We start from the raw sequence: 16457 nt of genomic DNA, 5'->3' as shown, positions 1-16457 counted from the left end.
TGTTCAGGAGATGGATACGACGTATGCCTCATTCGAGCTCCGGCAATTACGACAGATAAGTACCGTTCAAGCGGCATTCCCAAGCAATCGCAAACGCTCGCGCCTTCGAGCTGACTGGACACGTGGGTCTAAGGTGGGTGCACTGGCGATCAGTCGCCGGGTATAATCCGCGCTAGGATTCTGCAGCACGTCCTCAACAGGGCCAATTTCTACAGCCTCTCCCTCACGGAGGACCAAAACTCGTTGGCAGAGGCTCCTGACGACAGCGAGATCATGGCTGATAAACAAACAAGCGAACTGGTGTGTCTGTTGCAGATCACACAGGAGCTGCAGCACACCGGCCTGAACCGTCAAGTCGAGGGCTGATGTCGGCTCGTCCGCGATTAACAGGATTGGATCAAGAGCTAAGGCGCGAGCGAGCGCGACCCGTTGCCGCTGCCCTCCTGAAAGCTCCGCCGGCACCCTGTGCCGCCAATCAGAGGGCAGTCCGACCTGCTCAAGCAGCTGACCAACCCGGCTTGCCACCCGCTTCGGGGATAGATCCAAATGGGTCAGGATCGGTTCGGCAATCGACTGTCCAATGGTCAGGCGCGGATTAAGCGAGCCTGCCGGACTTTGAAAAACCGCGCCGATGCGGGATCTTACGCACGTGCCGTCCCGTCGTGACAGCCGATGAAGGTCTTGGCCGTTCAGTCGGATTGCACCATCCGACGGGCGAATGAGGCCCAGGAGGCTGCGCCCGATCGTCGTTTTTCCCGATCCGGACTCGCCAACGAGACCTAGGAACTCCCCGGCTAGGATATCGAAAGAGATGTCCCGCACCACCTCCGTTGATCGGCCGAAACCGGAGGAGTAGGAAAGTGTCAGATTGCGCACCTCAAGCAACGGCGATGAAGGACTCGAAACTTGCGTCGGAGGAGAAGCGCTCGGGAGAGAAGCGAGCAGGCCGCGCGTATAATCTTCACGTGGGCTGTCGAACAGCACTTCCACCGCGGCTGTTTCTACCACACGGCCTTGTCGCATCACCACAACCCTTTGAGCGATATCGGCGACAACGCCCATGTCGTGGGTAATCAACAACACTGCCATCCTCTGGAAGCGATTGAGCTGAGCGAGGAGGTCGAGGATATCTCGCTGCACTGTCACATCCAGCGCGGTGGTCGGCTCATCGGCAATCAGCACCTCTGGCCGTCCAGCGAGTGCCATAGCGATCATGACCCTTTGAAGCTGCCCCCCTGAAAGCTCGTGGGGGTAACGAGAAAGGCGGCTCTCCGCGTTCTCGATCCCGACCTGCGATAGGAGTTCAGTCGCACGTGTCCGCCGAGCCGCACGTCCGAGGCCTGGCTCATGAAGGCGTATCACCTCGTCGATCTGATGACCGATCGAGAAGACCGGATCAAACGCGGCAGCAGGATCCTGGAAAATCATGGCAATCCTGCCACCACGCAGAGCGCTCCATTCTCGGTGGTTAAGTCTAAGAAGATCGGTCCCCTGGAAAACTATTTGGCCAGTGATCTTTGCATCGCCCGGCAAAAGACCGAGCATCGCGAGGGCAGTAACGGATTTGCCAGAGCCCGATTCTCCCACGACGGCAAGTATCTCTGAGGGGAATAGATCAAGTTCGACACCTCGAACAGCTTCCACAGCTCCTACTTCGGTTGTAAAGCCGACTGTCAAATTCTTGACTGACAGAATTGGCACTTGCCCTTGCTCAGACATCGCTAAACTGTCCTGTATCGAGCCAACGGTCGAGGCGTGGCAGTGCGACCGCATAGACACGAAAGGCACGGCGGAGGTTCTCGATGTCCACGAATTCGTCCGGGCCATGTGCAGAACCATGACCATCCGGAATAAAGTCTGGGCGGCGATTGACCGGCTCTCCGTCGAACAGAATATCGGGCATACGTCCGAAGCCTGGTCCAAAAGTGATTGAACGCGGCAGCACGCGAGCATGTGTGCCGCCGCCCATTGAGAACGGCTCCGTCTGTGTTCCCGCGATTGTGTCGAAGGTCGTCTGGAGCAGTTCCACAAGGGAGCTGGTACGATCAATATAGACGGGCTTGGCATGCCGCGCCACGCGCAAGGTTCCGCCGACTGGAGCAATGGCAGCGCCGAGAATTGTCGTCAGCTCTTCGGCATCCGCCGAAATAGGATAACGGATATCGATATGCAGATTGAAACCACCATCGGCGGGAAGGATGATCCCGCCGTTCAAGGTAAGCTTGCCGGTGTCTCGATCTTCTCGGGCAATACCAGCGCCTATGCCCCAGGGGTCTTGGAGGATCCGCGAGACAGTCTCGGTTGCCGCAAGATCAGCACCTTCAACAATGCCGGTAAGGATGAGAGCTCTGAAGAGCAACAAAATGGCGTTGGTCGTGTTCTCTGGGAAGGCGGCGTGACCCGATTGGCCGCGTGCGACCAGAATCGCGTCGCCGTCATCCTCTCGAAGCGACAGAACCGCCCGAAGATCTTCGGGAACACGCAGTAATAGTCGCTCGATGAGGTCTGTAGTCCGGCCCTTGAGCCTAAGGGACGCGGTCGCAGGCACGGCGTTTTCCGCTACTCCGGCGCGGAAATCCGCGAGCAACGGTCCGGTGGGGATATGGAGGACTAGGTTCAGGCCGCCTTTCTGTGCGAAATTGACCGGAAATCCTCCATCGGAAATGATTGACAGCTGTGGGACCGGCGCGTTCTCGGCATAATACTGCATGTCGGCCATGCCGGTTTCTTCGGCTCCGCCATAGATGACACGGATTCTACGCTTGAGCTTGACGCCGAGATCCCGGAATGCCCGCAGCAGATAAAGATCGAGCAGCGCCGGCCCCTTGTTGTCGGATGCGCCGCGGCCAACAACGAAACCATCCCGGGTGAACGGCTCAAAAGGTTCGACTGTCCAGTTCTCCCCTGCTGGGACCACGTCCAGATGCGAGACAAGACCAATGTCCTGCGGCCCCTCGCCAAAGAATACCGAGATCGCGTAGCCGTCATGGCTCTCGGTGGCAAAGTCGAGCTCTTTCGCACAGCGGGCGACATGGTCAAAAATGCGCGCCACCTGCGGGCCGAAAGGTGCGCCCGGCGCCGCGGCGGTCTCATCGCTTATACTCGGAATGCTGACCCACGCGATAAGATCTGCAATGAACTCATCCCTATGCGCGATGAACCACGCATCGATTCGTGCGAGCAGGTTCTGCTCTTCGCGTGTCAGCGCGCCGGTTTGCCGCTCTAAGAGAATCGCGTCGGCCATAGCCGCTCCTTTCGAGTTTGAGAGTTGACGTTTGCGTCTGGTCCGAGATCACGAATCGGAGCCCCCGGACGGGGACTGAGCGCTCGAGAAAGGCTCTCGCCCACGAAATTTATGGCTAGAACCATGAGCACAATGGCCGCGCCTGGCGGGATCCACAGCCACCATTGGTAGGTCAGAACGCGCATGCTTTGCGCGGCTGATAGCATGTTGCCCCAGGAGGGCTGTGGCTGCCGAACGCCAAGCCCCAGGAAGCTCAATGCCGCCTCCGCCAAAATGCTGTTTGCCACGGCGAGCGTCGCATAAACGAGAATTGGCCCGTAGGCATTACGCAGAAGATGATTGAAGATGATCTTGATAGGACTGACGCCCATGGCGCGCGCAGCCAAAACGAACCCGCGCTCACGCAGCGACAGCAATTCTGCACGTACAAGGCGCGCGAGTCCGGTCCAGTGCAGCGCACCGATGATCAGAATGACGTTCCAAACGCTCGCGCCGAATATGGCAGCCAGCGTGATCGCGATAGCATAGAAGGGAAAGCACATAATGACCTCGGTTAGACGCATTACCAAGGCATCCGACAATCCCCCGCGGTACCCCGCGATCGCGCCGAGAGTAGTGCCTATCAGGATCTGTACAAGGGCTGCCGACACTCCGACCAGGACCGAGACGCGCCCGCCATAGATAAGGCGGGAGAATACATCTCGGCCGATCTCGTCGGTTCCGAGCAGATGACCGTCGCCAGGAGGAGCCTCGATCGCGAAGAGGTCGACCTCGTCAGGCGCAAAAGGTGCGATCCACGGAGCAGCCAGCGCGAGCGCAACCAGCACCAGAAGGATAGAGAAACCGACCATAAAGAGTGGATCGGAGAGAAGCTGTCGCCCGAGGCTTCGACGACCTCCTGCCGCAGGAATGACCTCCATGTTATCGCACCAGCCTGACACGTGGATCAACAACGGCATAGAGCAGATCGGCAAGCAGATTGATGGCTAGCGTCACGACTGCCAGAAAAAGGACAATGCCCATGAGCAGTGGGTAATCTCGACCTTGCACGGCCTCGAAGCTGAGGCGTCCGATCCCGGGCCAGTTGAAGATCGTTTCCGTAAGCAATGCGGCTGAGAGAAGACCTGGGATCTCCAGGCTAACGACCGTAATGAGGGGTTTCGCGGAATTGCGGAGAAGGTGCGGAACAATGACCGCACGCCGCGAAAGGCCTTTTGCGAAGAGAGCGCGTACGAAGTCATGATCGATGAGGTCGCTCACGCTGGAGCGCAGATAGCGGTTGAGGATCGCTATATTGGTAATTGCCAGGACCGAAGCAGGAAGAACGATGTGCCTCGCGACATCGCCTATATGAGCCAAGCCGGTATAATTCATTCCCACGGTCACGACCCCCGACGTGGGGAGCAATCGCCACTCTGTTGCAAAAAGCTTGATGAGCACCATGGCAAGGAAGAATGCCGGGATCGACACCAATACGAACGACAGATTCGACAACATCATGTCGGCGACACCAGTGCGGCGCAGGCCCGTGTAGAGGCCAAGGGGCAGGGAAACGGCGAGGGACAGTGCCAGCGCACTTCCTGCAAGCAAAACGGTATTATGCAGCCTCTCGCCGATCAGCACCTGCACTGCAGTGCCATGCTGAATCGAATAGCCAAGATCACCACGTGCCGCGCGACCGAGCCATCGCAAGTACTGCACCCAAACCGGATCAAGGTAACCAATTCGACGCAACATTTCCGCCTTCTCTTCAGGCGTCGTATCTGGGCTTATCATTCCGACGAAGGGGTCGCCTGGTTGCAGATGGACCAGCAAGAATACAGCAAGCGAGATCCCAACAAGCACAGGGACAGCGGTCAGCGCCCTACGGATAAAATAAAGCAACATATTTCTGTGACCCGACGGAACCTGTACGAGGAGGAAGGGGACCTATGCGGCTGAGGTTATTTGCTGACCGTCCAGTTGGCGATGTCGCCGAACGGCTCATACGGATGAGACCTATAGTTTGTTACACGTGGCCCAAGCACATATCCCTCGTTCGGTATATAGAGCCAAGCACGGATCGCCTCATCATTAATGCCGCGGAGCCAGCCAGCGACATTTTCTTTCAGCTTGTTCGGGTCTACCGTTGAGTTGAAAGCTTCTGAATAGCGGGTCAACTCCTCCGAGTTGAAGCGTTCCCACCAAAAGTTGTTGTCATACTGACCTGGTCGGAAGGTTCCTCCCATGAGGACGCCATCGTACCGGCGCTTCGGATCCTGAAGAATGGCAAGTGTCGTATTGAAGTCAGCGGAGACCAGAGCAACTTCAATTCCGACAGCCTTAAGGTTCTGCTGGATGATGGGAGCCGAAAGTTCACGGGTCCGATTTCCGATAGGATAATGCAGAGTGAAGGTGAACTTCTGACCGTTCTTGTCGAGCACGCCGTCGCCATTGGAGTCGCTCCAGCCCGCATCCGCGAGCAACGCCTTCGCTTTCGCCGGATTATAGGGATATATGTTGAGATCCGAAGGATAGTATGGGCTGTCGGGATGTGCGTTGGAGTTGAAAGTCCGACCATGCCCGAAGAGCAGCCGGTCAACGAGCGCTTGCCGGTTGATGGCGTGAATGATTGCCTGACGCACGCGTCTATCGGACAGCTTCGGATCACGTGTGTCAAACGGCAAGTACTGGCCGCTCGTGCCTGCTTCTTCGACAATCCGAATGCCGGCATCGCGAAATGTCTGAAGGTCTCGGTCGTTCCAGGATGAGATCTGGGCGATATCCAGTTCGCCGTTGATCAGCTCACTTTGCGCCGTCTGGGTATTCGAAATCTTAAAGATGATCGTCTCGGTCTTCGGGTGTCCGCCGAAGTAGTCGTCGTTGCGTATGAGCTTGATGTACTGGTCTGGCACGAATTCCACGAACTTGTATGGACCCGTGCCCACCGGCTTCCGCAGAGTGTCGGCCGCCTCGACCCAGTTTTTGATCGGCACTTTCTCCCAGATGTGCCGCGCCAGCACTGGTCTATCGGCAAAGTGTGCAAAGGCGGCAGCGTAAGGCGCCTTAAAGGTGAAGCTCACCGTGCTCGCGTCAATGACCTTGATCCCGTCCAGCACCTGAGACTCGCCGGCGCTGTATTCCTCAAAACCTACGAGGTATTTTACGAAGGCCGGCCGATCTTTCGGGAAGTCAGGATGGGCCTGAGTACCATAGGTGAAGGCCACGTCCTCGGCCGCGAACGGCTGTCCATCATGCCATTTGACATCCTTTCGCAGGTGCAAGGTCAATGTGCGTTCATCTGCCGAGTATTCGTGAGAGAGAGCAAGTGAGGGAACTGGATTCTGCTTCTCGTCGAGCGTGTAGAGACGCCCGTAGACGGAAAAGATCACCGCGCGATCGTAGTCGGTAAAATAGAGCGTTGGGTGAAATGTTCCCTTCGGATTGCTCCAGAGTGCATACCGAATGAGGCTGCCGTGTTCGGCCTTCGATGGAGTTGCATCCTGCGCGACCGCTTCCGAATGCAAGAGCGAAGACAGCGCTATAATCGGCACGATAGCAGTCATCAATCTGTGACGCCTGTGCGGGACGAGACTTCTAAGCATTGAGTTCTCTGACATGTTCGAGTTGCACCGCCTGAGCTGAATTGGGTGTTTCAAGCTGGATCGGTGGATGCATCAATGGCGCGACCGCGGCCTCCAAGAGGGTGCGGTTAGCTGCAGATAGCATTCAGCGATCCACCCAGGGATACTATGATGCGGCGACAGGCGCGCGGCAGTGAGGCAATGCCCTGTCTTTTGTTGGGGAACAAGGAACTTGTGTCACCGACAGGCTGTGTTGCGACGTGGCTGCGGAATAGCGTTCAAGGGTGCTGATAATTTTGGGCATGATCCGATGCGATCTGAGCGGTGCCCAATCGTTCGTTAAAACGATCGCCATTGCAATGGTAAGGTTTTTCGAATTTTTGTTCAGCGGTAGAATTTTGATCCGGGTCGCGCTTTCGCCCCGAAAGAATAATTTGTTTTCATTACGCCGTTACATCTCCCTTGCATTCCACTCATCTTTAAGTGGAAGCGCTATCGCATCCGCCTGCGGGACAGTGAGCTGCCGTTTCGGCTTCTCGGTCGCAGAGAGACTTGACCGCCCTCGATCTGCGGCTGAAATGTTTGAAACTATCGAACGGCAATCAAATTGCCCATCCGACGGGGCACTGTGAATTTTCGACGATTATACACCTGGTAAGGGGGTACGTTGCCATGTGGTCGGGGTTGCGCTGGTACAGGCCGATGATCGTCGCCGGACATCATCGTTTCGTGTTTTAGCCAATTCAGCCGATCGCCCGTATCTTGAGTCGCTTGCAGGGGCGCGCCTGCGTGGAGGGTTGTTGATGAGTGCGAGCGATAAGCCGAGAAACAGCTCGCACTTGTAGCGGATGACGATGACAGCGGCCTCCGCCCACAGCAGCCGATGGCTCTGAAACGTCATGCTGCTTGAGGCGGCGCTGAGCCACTTCGGCTTTGGCACCGCCTCCTGCCCCAAGCTGGAGCGATACTTAAACAACGCACAGGAGCTTGTAATGACGGCTCCGACGCTTGCGGTCCATCCCGCGGCCATCTTACGACAGTCATCGCCGTGAACTCAGTCGGACACGACTTTCAGGAATTCTTCGACTCGCAAGTCTATTGATATCAGAGAGATGGTGCTGACAGTTTGTCTTAGTTATGCCGTGCGAAGGGCTGCTGGCTAGCAGATCTACGGTACCTGCTATTCGACAAAAGCAAGTGCGACACCTCCGGCCTGTTGGTAGGGCACGACGACGCGCCCCGCTTCTGTGCGGATATCCGGGATCCGTCCGGATTTTACGCTTTCATTGACTAGGTCGAGCGAACGTGTCCGTAGTGTTAGGGCTACCATGCGATCACCTCTGCTCGTGTCCACCGATGCTGCTCCTTTATAGCGCCCCTCAACACCATCGGGAGTGAGGAACAGAACAGTCGCGCGACCGGCGCTCAAGGCGAAGCCATCAGGGATTTCCGTAACCGTTTCCGAGCCGAAAATCCTTCGATAGAGATCCGCGGTCCGGGACGGGTCATTGGCCGCGATGACGAACTCAACGATGTCGACGGCGCCATTGGGATGATCGCGCCATTCATTCCGCCAGACGAGATCCGGCGTGAGATGATGGCAGAAGAACACTCGACCATTCGGCACAAGTTCTGAACTGAGCCTCACGACGCGGAATGCAGCGTCTCTTGTGCCCTGCGGGAGATCAACGAGGCGCGAGAATTCGGCAGGATTCTCCACCGGAACGGCTTTATCCACCAGCGTTGAATGGAGCCTGAGCGAGTCCGCGGTCTTGAAGACAAGGCCTGTGAGGCCGGGCGGATGCTTCCAGAGATCGGCGCGTTGTGTCGGACGGCCCGGTTCGAAACCCAATAGTTCGAGGTAGTTCTCTCCAAAAACCGCCAAGTGGTTGCTCGAACCGAGTGTATGATGGCCGCGTTCTGTCAAGTGAAAGCCGAGGCGTCGGTACAGAGCAGCTGCACCGTCAAGCTGGTCCAGCACATTGATAACCACATGGTCCAAAATTGGTGCGAGCTGAGACATTGCAATTTCCTGGAGGATACGCCCGGCCGCCGAAGTGCCAAGAGAGCCAGACGCCAATCGAGGGAAGATGACACAGGGTGGTTGGCAGTAATGAGTTACCTTTGCCATCAAACAAGTCAGACGTGAGAACGGAGTCAATCGGAAAGTTCTATAAAAAGAACAATCTGGCGCGATCGTTGTTAATTTCCTCTTCACCCGTGCGATTCAGATCAGAATTTGCCCTGCAAATAGAGCTGACAGGACAATGGCGACATCTATTCACCTGCTTTTGTGACCTCACATGAGCATTGCTAGGCTGGACCCATTGGCATCGTTCAAGTCATTCTTGGGTTCTTGTGTGAGCCCGGCATGCCCTTGGTGACCTCAAAACGAAAAATCATTCTCTTAGGAAACATATTTGTAGATTAATGTCCTCTTTAAGCGGTGTTCCTTAAAAAGAACATTCCTGTTGACTAGAGCTGCGGGAACGGTACGTTCCAAGCCTTTCCCGATCCTTCAGGACCTCATGCCATGCGGCTTACCCGTCGTGACGCCTTGCTCTCAACGAGTGCTACCCTCTTAAGCACAATCCTTCCGCGCTCTGCCTTCTCACAGGAGAGTCCACGTCGCGGTGGTATTTTGACAGCGCATCTCGGCTCGGAGCAACGAATCCTGAACCCGGCTCTGCGGGCTTCGACAGGCGTTTATCTGATTACGAGCAAGATCATGGAGGCGCTCGTCGATCTTGACGCCGAGGGCAGGCCAGTTCCTATTCTGGCCACCAGCTGGGAAGGGACTCCGGACGGGAAGACCGTCACGTTCAAGCTGCGCGACGGTGTGACTTGGCATGATGGCAAGCCGTTCACGGCAGCCGATGTCCAATACACCGCGATGGAGATGTGGAAGAAGCATCTCAATTACGGCACGCAGCTTCAGCAATATCTCGAGGCCGTCGACACGCCGGATCTGCACACGGCGGTGTTCCGATACTCACGCCCGATGCCCCTCAACCTGCTCCTACGGGCCCTTTGCGATCTCGGTTACATCGCGCCGCGCCACGTGTTCGAGGGAACCAACATTCTGGAAAACCCCGCCAATACGGCGCCGATCGGAACGGGTCCGTTCAAGTTCGTCCAGTACGAGCGCGGCCAGTTCATCATTGCGGAGCGCAATCCGAACTACTGGCGCAAGGATTTTCCCTATCTCGACCGCATCGTCTGGCGCGTAATCACGGACAAGTCGGCCGTGGCCGCCGCGCTCGAAACCGGCCAGATCCAGCTCAGCTCCTATAACGGATTGTCCCTGTCCGATCTCGACCGGCTAAAGGACGACAAGCGCTTCGAGGTCTCGACCCGCGGGATCGAGGCCAATGCCTTCAACAACACGCTTGAGTTCAACACCCGCCGGAAGGAACTCTCGGACGTGCGGGTACGCCGCGCGATCGCTCATGCGATCGATGTGGATTTCTTCATCGAGAACTTTCTCTATGGACAGGGGAAGCCGGCGACGGGTCCGATCCCGTCCTCGTCTCCGGCCTTCTATCCTGGTGGCAAGCCGCCCTATCCATTCGACAAGAAGAAATCCGAAGCACTCCTCGACGAGGCCGGCTACAAGCGTGGCGCCGACGGAACGCGCTTCACGTTGAAGCTCGTTCCGATCATGAACGGAGAGGATGTTCCGCTGCTTGCCACCTACATTCAGCAATCACTGGCCGGCGTAGGCATCAAGGTCGAGATCGTGCAGCTCGACATCGCTGGCGCGCTCACCACCGTCTATCGCGACTGGAATTTCGATCTGGCGACGGGCTGGCATCAATATCGCGGCGATCCGGCCGTCTCCACCACGGTCTGGTATCGTTCCGGCTCGCCGAAGGGGGCGCCCTGGACCAACCAATGGGGCTGGCAGTCCGACAAGATCGACCAGTTGATCGATCAGGCCGCTACGGAGATCGACCCCGAGAAACGCAAGACCCTCTACGCGGAATGGGTGAAGGCCGTGAACGAGGAACTCCCCGTTTGGATGGTCACCGAGCGGCAGTTCTTCGCGGCGACGAGCAAGCAACTCCGGAACCATCACAACACGCAGCGCTGGGATTCCAGCGATTGGCATGACACCTGGATCGCCGCGTCCTGACCATGCGCGTGCTGCTTCTCGCTCTCCGGCGTCTGGCCGCCAGCCTGCCGACACTATTCGTCCTTCTGGTGGGGCTTTTCCTGTTGCTGCAGCTCGCTCCCGGCGATACGGTGGATGCTCTGGTGGCACAGATCGGCGGAGGCGATCCGACGATGATCGAGGAGCTGCGACGGTATTACGGGCTCGATGTGTCCGTGGCCGTGCAGCTCGGACGCTATGTCTGGCGGCTGCTTCAGCTCGACCTCGGATATTCGGCAATCTATGGCAAGCCTGTCGCCGACGTGATCCTGGAGCGTCTTCCGGCGACGCTCCTGTTGATGGGGTCGGCCTTGAGCTTTGCGTTCGCGGCCGGAATGGCGCTCGGCGTGCTCGCAGCGCGTCGGGTCAACCGGTGGCCCGATACGCTGATCTCGACGCTCGGGCTGATCTTCTATGCGACGCCGTCGTTCTGGTTCGGCCTGATGGGCATCGTCATCTTTGCAGTGAAACTCGGCTGGCTGCCCGCTGGCGGGTTTGAAGAGATCGGTGCGGGATATACGGGATTCCGGCGTGTTGCCGACATCGCATGGCACCTGCTTCTGCCGACACTGACCTTGGCCCTCATTTTTTTGGCGACCTATCTTCGCATCATGCGCGCTTCGATGCTGGAAGTGATGAATCTCGACTTCGTGCGCACGGCCAAGGCCAAGGGGTTGAGCCCAGGCCGTGTCATCACCGCCCATGTTCTCCGCAATGCACTTCTGCCGATGGTGACGCTCATCGGCCTTCAGGCCGGGACCATGCTCGGCGGCTCCGTCGTGGTGGAGAGCGTCTTCGCTCTGCCGGGGCTCGGCCGGCTGGCCTATGAAGCGGTCGTGCAGCGTGACCTCAACACCCTTCTCGGCATCGTCTTCGTGTCGGCGCTGCTCGTGATCGTCATCAACTTCATCGTCGACCTGCTGTATGCGCGCCTCGATCCGCGCATCGCGACCTGAGGGCTGCCATGGAAGCCCTGAAACGCCTTGTCAGAAGTCCCGCGGCCATTGCCGGACTTGTCCTCCTCCTCCTGGTGATCGGCATGGCGCTCACTGCGCCGATTCTGTTCCCGAAGGACCCGCTCAGCCTTGCGGGAAGGCCGCTGCAATGGCCATTCACCAACGCCCGCTTCTGGCTTGGAACCGATACCACGGGCCGAGACATTGCAGCCCAAGTCTTCCACGGCGCCCGCGTGTCGCTCCTGATCGGCATTGTCGCCACATTGCTTGCGATCACGATCGGGGTCGTGATTGGTGCCGTCGCCGGCTATTACGGCGGTTTCGTCGACGACGGTCTCATGCGGATTACGGAAGCTTTCCAGACACTGCCGAACTTCCTCCTGCTCCTCGTTCTCGTCGCCGTGTTCGCCTCGGACATCAAGACCGTCACCATCGCCATCGGCCTTGTGTCCTGGCCGGCTGCGGCCCGGCTGACGCGGGCTGAGTTTCTGTCGCTCCGGAGCCGTGAATTTGTCGAGGCTTGCCGGACCCTCGGCATGCGCGACCTTCAGATCATTTTCCGCGAAATCCTGCCCAATGCCCTGCCGCCCGTCATCGTCTATGCCAGCGTCATCATGGCGGTGGCGATCCTGCTGGAGAGCGCGTTGGCCTTTCTGAATCTCTCGGATCCCAACATACCGTCCTGGGGCAATCTGATCGGTACCGGCCGCTCGGTGCTGCGCACCCAATGGTATGTCTCTGCCATTCCGGGTCTCGCGATCCTCTTGACCGTACTGTCGGTGTCCCTGGTCGGACAGGGACTGAACGATGCCTTGAATCCGAGGCTGAAACGGCGATGAAGACCGTACTCTCCATAGAGGGATTGACTGTCGCCCTGCCGCCCGGAGCGGATCGGCCACATGCCCTAGAAGACGTGTCTCTGGCGCTCAGTGCGAACGAGATTCTCTGTGTCGTCGGAGAAAGCGGTTCCGGAAAATCGATGATGACTGGCGCCTTATTGGGCCTTCTGCCGGAGGGCGTTCGGGCGACGGCCGGAAAGATTCTTTTCGACGGCGAAGATCTGCTCACGCTCGGCGACGCGGCGTTGCGGAAAATCCGCGGAGCGCGGATCGGCATGGTCTTTCAGGAACCCATGACCGCGCTCAATCCGTTGCGGACGATCGGCGACCAAATCGCCGAGATGTTTCGGACGCACACGGATTTGGTGTCGGCCGAGATCACGCAGCGGGTGATCGATCTCCTGAGGGATGTCCATATCCCGCATCCGGAGGAAGCACGGCGAGCCTATCCGCATGAACTCTCCGGCGGTCAGCGACAGCGGGCGATGATTGCCATGGCGCTTGCCCTCGAACCACGTGTGCTCATCGCCGACGAACCGACCACGGCGCTCGACGTGACAACTCAAGCACAGATTCTGAAGCTCATCCGGGAGCTTCAGCAGCGGAAGGGAACCGCGGTTCTGTTCATTACCCACGATTTCGGCGTGGTGGCCGAGATTGCGGACCGTGTCGCCGTCATGCAGCGGGGCCGGCTCGTGGAGGCGGGCAGGGCGGAAGATATCCTGAAGCGACCGCAGCACCTATACACCAAGGCATTGATCGCGGCCGTGCCGCCCCTCGTTCCTCCTCCGCCGAAGGCTGTCACGGCGGAGCCGATCCTACGGATCGAGCATGTCTCGAAAACCTATCGCAAGGGTGGGTTGTGGAGCCGCCATCGGCGCGTCACGCATGCCGTGCAGGATGCCAATCTCGTCCTGCCGCGCGGAGGAACCCTTGGGATCGTCGGAGAGAGCGGATCCGGCAAATCCACTCTTGCCCGCTGCATCGTGCGTCTTCTTGATCCGGATTCCGGATCCATCCACCTTGGCGGTACTGACCTCGCGAGGCTGTCCCGCAGCGCGATGCGCGAACAGACCCGCCGCATCCAGATGGTCTTCCAGGATCCGTTCGCCTCACTCAATCCACGGCGCCGGGCCGGCGAGCTGGTTGCGCAGGGACCGATTATCCACGGCGAGACACCCGCGAAGGCTCTGGCCAAAGCCAAGGACATGTTCGCGCTCGTCGGCCTCGATCCTGATGCCACCGAGCGCTATCCGCATGAGTTTTCCGGCGGGCAGCGCCAACGCATTGGTCTTGCCCGCGCCCTTGCCCTCGAACCGGAAGTGCTGGTGGCGGACGAGCCCGTGTCGGCGCTCGATGTGTCCGTCCAGGCGCAGGTTCTGCGTCTGCTCGCGGATCTGCGTAGTCGTCTCGGCCTGTCCGTGGTGTTCATCACCCACGATCTGCGCGTTGCCGCCCAGATCTGCGACCGCATCGCCGTCATGAAAAGCGGCGTCGTGGTCGAGGAGGGCAGGACGGCGGAGGTCTTCGGGGCGCCGCGCCATTCCTATACGCGGGCCCTGCTCGCCTCGGTTCCGGGGCGGGGCTGGACGCCTCCCGAGCGGTCGGATGTTCTGCTGGCCGCACCGTGATCGGATTACCGATACCCTCGCCAAGCCACCTCATTTCAACAAGGAGCACGATCATGGCCCAGCCTCTCCCGATCATCGAACGGCGCCGCATCGAGGCCGAGCTGTTGAAGGAGGTCTATGAAACTCTGTTGGAGCGCTACGGCAGGGACGAGGCCAGGCAGCTCATCTCGGAATCCGTGCGGCGGTCCTCCATTGCACAGGCGGCGCAATTCGCCGCCAAGGCCGAGGGCGGCACCAGCCTCCAGAGCTTCATCGATATCCAGTCGAACTGGACGGCCGAGAACGCCCTCGAGATCGAGCCGGTCTATCGGGACGAGAGCCGCTACGACTTCAATGTCACCCGCTGTCGTTATGCCGAAATGTACAAGGCAATGGGTTTGGGCGAGATCGGCGGTCTTCTATCCTGCAACCGCGACGGCTCGTTCTGTGAAGGCTACGATCCGAATCTGAAGATGACTCGGACGCACACGATCATGGAAGGCGCAAGCCATTGCGATTTCCGCTATCGCTACGAATCCGACGGGCGCGCCTGAGCAGCAGCGATGACACGATACGTCGAAACCGTCGTGGACCAGCATCATATTCCGGCGCGGGACCACGATCTCCACCCCTCGAAGGTAGGGCTCCTCGATCACGAGGAGCGTGTGGCCCGCGATCTGGAGATGCTGGGTTATCCGGCGGCCAATTGGCCGGCCGAGGTGCGATCTCCCGAAGGCGAGCCCGTCACCGATGTCGTGGTCGTCGGCGCTGGAATGAACGGGATCGCCGCTGCGGCCGCTCTTATCTTTAAAGGTGTCCGCAATGTTCGGGTTCTCGATCGCAACCCCGCGGGACGGGAAGGGCCGTGGCTCTCCTTTGCGCGGATGGACACGTTACGATCACCCAAATCGCTTCCGGGTCCGGCCCTCGGTGTCCCGTCGCTGACCTTTCGCGCCTGGTATGAAGCCGCGTTCGGCAAGGATGCCTGGGAGGATCTTTACAAGATCCCGAATGCAGTCTGGGTCGGGTATCTCACGTGGCTGCAACGCGTCTTGAGCCTGCCGGTTGAGCACAAGACCGTCGTCCGAGAGATTGCGCCGGCCGCCGGGCTGCTGAGGATCGAGATTGAAACTCAACGGGGCCTGGACACGCGCCTTGCCCGTCGCGTGGTGCTCGCGACGGGACGGGGAGGGGCAGGAGGTGATCGCATTCCGGAATTCGCCGATCGCGCGCTTTGGCCCGATCTCGCTGCTCACACGAACGAGGCGATCGACTTCGTCCGCCTGCGCGGGAAGAGCATCGCCATCCTGGGGGGCGGCGCCTCCGCCTGGGACAATGCGGCGACGGCGCTAGAGCAGGGAGCCGCGCGAGTGGACATGTATGTTCGCCGCCGGACCCTGCCGCAGATCAACAAGGGCCGCGGCTCGGCCTCGCCGGGCTACTTCTATGGCTGGGGTTCCCTCGATGATGCAGAGCGCTGGTCTCTCTTCGTCTATCTCAACGATGCGCAGGCGCCTCCGCCTCACGAGACCGTGCGCCGCGCCATGCACCAGAAGGGCTTCAACATTCACCTAGGCAAGCCCGTGGAGGCCGCGGCGCGCACAGGCCAACGGGTCCTGGTGCATATTCTTGGCGAGGACATTCCTCGGGAGCACGATTTTCTGATCGTCGGCACCGGCTTCCATGTGGATGCGGCGGCCATCCCGGAACTTGGCGCTTGGTCACGGTCTGTCGCGCGCTGGCGCGACCGCTATGCACCACCCGGCAATCTTCAACGCCCTGACCTCGGCGATTTCCCGTATCTTGGCCCTGGTTTCGAACTCATCGAACGAAATCCGGGCCAGCACCCCGAGCTCTCGCAGATCCATCTCGTCAATCATGGGGCGGCACTCAGTCACGGAGCCATCGCGAGCGATATTCCTGGGGTCAATATTGCAGCGGAGCGGCTCGCGACGGCGATCGTTTCGAGCCTGTTCCGGGAGGATCTCAAAGCGATCCGCCACAATCTGGAGCAATACGACGAGCCTGAGCTCGAAGGAACGCCGTTCTTCGTGCGAGCCGTGCCACGGGACTGAGCCCTGGCATTTTGATC

Annotated in this window: 12 protein-coding genes; 6 read left to right on the top strand and 6 right to left on the bottom strand. The window is 59.1% G+C overall.

What is annotated here, in order from left to right; translation table 11 throughout:
* Nucleotides 1–66: 66 nt before the first annotated feature.
* The 6 genes from LJD17_RS15505 to LJD17_RS15480 form a co-directional block, all read right to left on the bottom strand.
* Nucleotides 67–1719, bottom strand: coding sequence for an ABC transporter ATP-binding protein (locus tag LJD17_RS15505; protein WP_227385086.1), 1653 nt, complete (start codon nucleotides 1717–1719; stop codon nucleotides 67–69).
* On the bottom strand, nucleotides 1712–3244 hold the full coding sequence (locus LJD17_RS15500) for a Sapep family Mn(2+)-dependent dipeptidase (protein ID WP_227385085.1): 1533 nt from the start codon (nucleotides 3242–3244) through the stop codon (nucleotides 1712–1714). Before LJD17_RS15500 ends, LJD17_RS15505 begins: the two co-directional genes overlap by 8 nt.
* Complete coding sequence (locus LJD17_RS15495; RefSeq protein ID WP_227385084.1) at nucleotides 3223–4164, bottom strand: ABC transporter permease; 942 nt, start codon at nucleotides 4162–4164, stop codon at nucleotides 3223–3225. Before LJD17_RS15495 ends, LJD17_RS15500 begins: the two co-directional genes overlap by 22 nt.
* Nucleotide 4165: 1 nt before the next feature.
* On the bottom strand, nucleotides 4166–5131 hold the full coding sequence (locus tag LJD17_RS15490) for an ABC transporter permease (protein WP_227385083.1): 966 nt from the start codon (nucleotides 5129–5131) through the stop codon (nucleotides 4166–4168).
* 56 nt (nucleotides 5132–5187) lie between these two features.
* A complete protein-coding gene (locus LJD17_RS15485; RefSeq protein WP_227385082.1) occupies nucleotides 5188–6789 on the bottom strand; it encodes an ABC transporter substrate-binding protein in 1602 nt (533 codons plus the stop codon).
* A 1198-nt stretch (nucleotides 6790–7987) separates the two neighbouring features.
* Entirely contained in the window at nucleotides 7988–8830 is an 843-nt protein-coding gene (locus LJD17_RS15480) for a VOC family protein (RefSeq protein ID WP_227385081.1), read from the bottom strand.
* A 510-nt stretch (nucleotides 8831–9340) separates the two neighbouring features.
* Between LJD17_RS15480 and LJD17_RS15475 the strand changes: the two genes are divergently transcribed.
* From LJD17_RS15475 to LJD17_RS15450, 6 genes are read left to right on the top strand one after another with little or no spacing between them, the layout of a single operon-like run.
* On the top strand, nucleotides 9341–10942 hold the full coding sequence (locus tag LJD17_RS15475) for an ABC transporter substrate-binding protein (RefSeq protein ID WP_227385080.1): 1602 nt from the start codon (nucleotides 9341–9343) through the stop codon (nucleotides 10940–10942).
* Nucleotides 10943–10944: 2 nt separating this feature from the next.
* Nucleotides 10945–11916 (top strand): ABC transporter permease, encoded by a 972-nt coding sequence (locus LJD17_RS15470; RefSeq protein ID WP_227385079.1) that lies wholly within the window; start codon nucleotides 10945–10947, stop codon nucleotides 11914–11916.
* An 8-nt stretch (nucleotides 11917–11924) separates the two neighbouring features.
* On the top strand, nucleotides 11925–12755 hold the full coding sequence (locus tag LJD17_RS15465; protein WP_227385078.1) for an ABC transporter permease: 831 nt from the start codon (nucleotides 11925–11927) through the stop codon (nucleotides 12753–12755).
* Nucleotides 12752–14386 (top strand): ABC transporter ATP-binding protein, encoded by a 1635-nt coding sequence (locus tag LJD17_RS15460; protein WP_227385077.1) that lies wholly within the window; start codon nucleotides 12752–12754, stop codon nucleotides 14384–14386. Before LJD17_RS15465 ends, LJD17_RS15460 begins: the two co-directional genes overlap by 4 nt.
* Nucleotides 14387–14439: 53 nt before the next feature.
* Nucleotides 14440–14919 (top strand): L-2-amino-thiazoline-4-carboxylic acid hydrolase, encoded by a 480-nt coding sequence (locus LJD17_RS15455; RefSeq protein WP_227385076.1) that lies wholly within the window; start codon nucleotides 14440–14442, stop codon nucleotides 14917–14919.
* A 9-nt stretch (nucleotides 14920–14928) separates the two neighbouring features.
* Nucleotides 14929–16440 (top strand): NAD(P)-binding domain-containing protein, encoded by a 1512-nt coding sequence (locus tag LJD17_RS15450; RefSeq protein ID WP_227385075.1) that lies wholly within the window; start codon nucleotides 14929–14931, stop codon nucleotides 16438–16440.
* The last annotated feature ends 17 nt before the right edge of the window (nucleotides 16441–16457 follow it).

The sequence above is a fragment of the Microvirga rosea genome, from assembly GCF_020595095.1.
Taxonomy (GTDB): Bacteria; Pseudomonadota; Alphaproteobacteria; order Rhizobiales; family Beijerinckiaceae; genus Microvirga; species Microvirga rosea.
This window is presented reverse-complemented; position numbering and strand designations above follow the sequence as displayed.

What these genes read in the sequence shown, in the direction of transcription:
- LJD17_RS15505 (WP_227385086.1), bottom strand. Translation starts at nt 1,719, where the DNA reads ATGTCTGAGCAAGGGCAAGTGCCAATTCTGTCAGTCAAGAATTTGACA.
- LJD17_RS15500 (WP_227385085.1), bottom strand. Translation starts at nt 3,244, where the DNA reads ATGGCCGACGCGATTCTCTTAGAGCGGCAAACCGGCGCGCTGACACGC.
- LJD17_RS15495 (WP_227385084.1), bottom strand. Translation starts at nt 4,164, where the DNA reads ATGGAGGTCATTCCTGCGGCAGGAGGTCGTCGAAGCCTCGGGCGACAG.
- LJD17_RS15490 (WP_227385083.1), bottom strand. Translation starts at nt 5,131, where the DNA reads ATGTTGCTTTATTTTATCCGTAGGGCGCTGACCGCTGTCCCTGTGCTT.
- LJD17_RS15485 (WP_227385082.1), bottom strand. Translation starts at nt 6,789, where the DNA reads ATGACTGCTATCGTGCCGATTATAGCGCTGTCTTCGCTCTTGCATTCG.
- LJD17_RS15480 (WP_227385081.1), bottom strand. Translation starts at nt 8,830, where the DNA reads ATGTCTCAGCTCGCACCAATTTTGGACCATGTGGTTATCAATGTGCTG.
- LJD17_RS15475 (WP_227385080.1), top strand. Translation starts at nt 9,341, where the DNA reads ATGCGGCTTACCCGTCGTGACGCCTTGCTCTCAACGAGTGCTACCCTC.
- LJD17_RS15470 (WP_227385079.1), top strand. Translation starts at nt 10,945, where the DNA reads ATGCGCGTGCTGCTTCTCGCTCTCCGGCGTCTGGCCGCCAGCCTGCCG.
- LJD17_RS15465 (WP_227385078.1), top strand. Translation starts at nt 11,925, where the DNA reads ATGGAAGCCCTGAAACGCCTTGTCAGAAGTCCCGCGGCCATTGCCGGA.
- LJD17_RS15460 (WP_227385077.1), top strand. Translation starts at nt 12,752, where the DNA reads ATGAAGACCGTACTCTCCATAGAGGGATTGACTGTCGCCCTGCCGCCC.
- LJD17_RS15455 (WP_227385076.1), top strand. Translation starts at nt 14,440, where the DNA reads ATGGCCCAGCCTCTCCCGATCATCGAACGGCGCCGCATCGAGGCCGAG.
- LJD17_RS15450 (WP_227385075.1), top strand. Translation starts at nt 14,929, where the DNA reads ATGACACGATACGTCGAAACCGTCGTGGACCAGCATCATATTCCGGCG.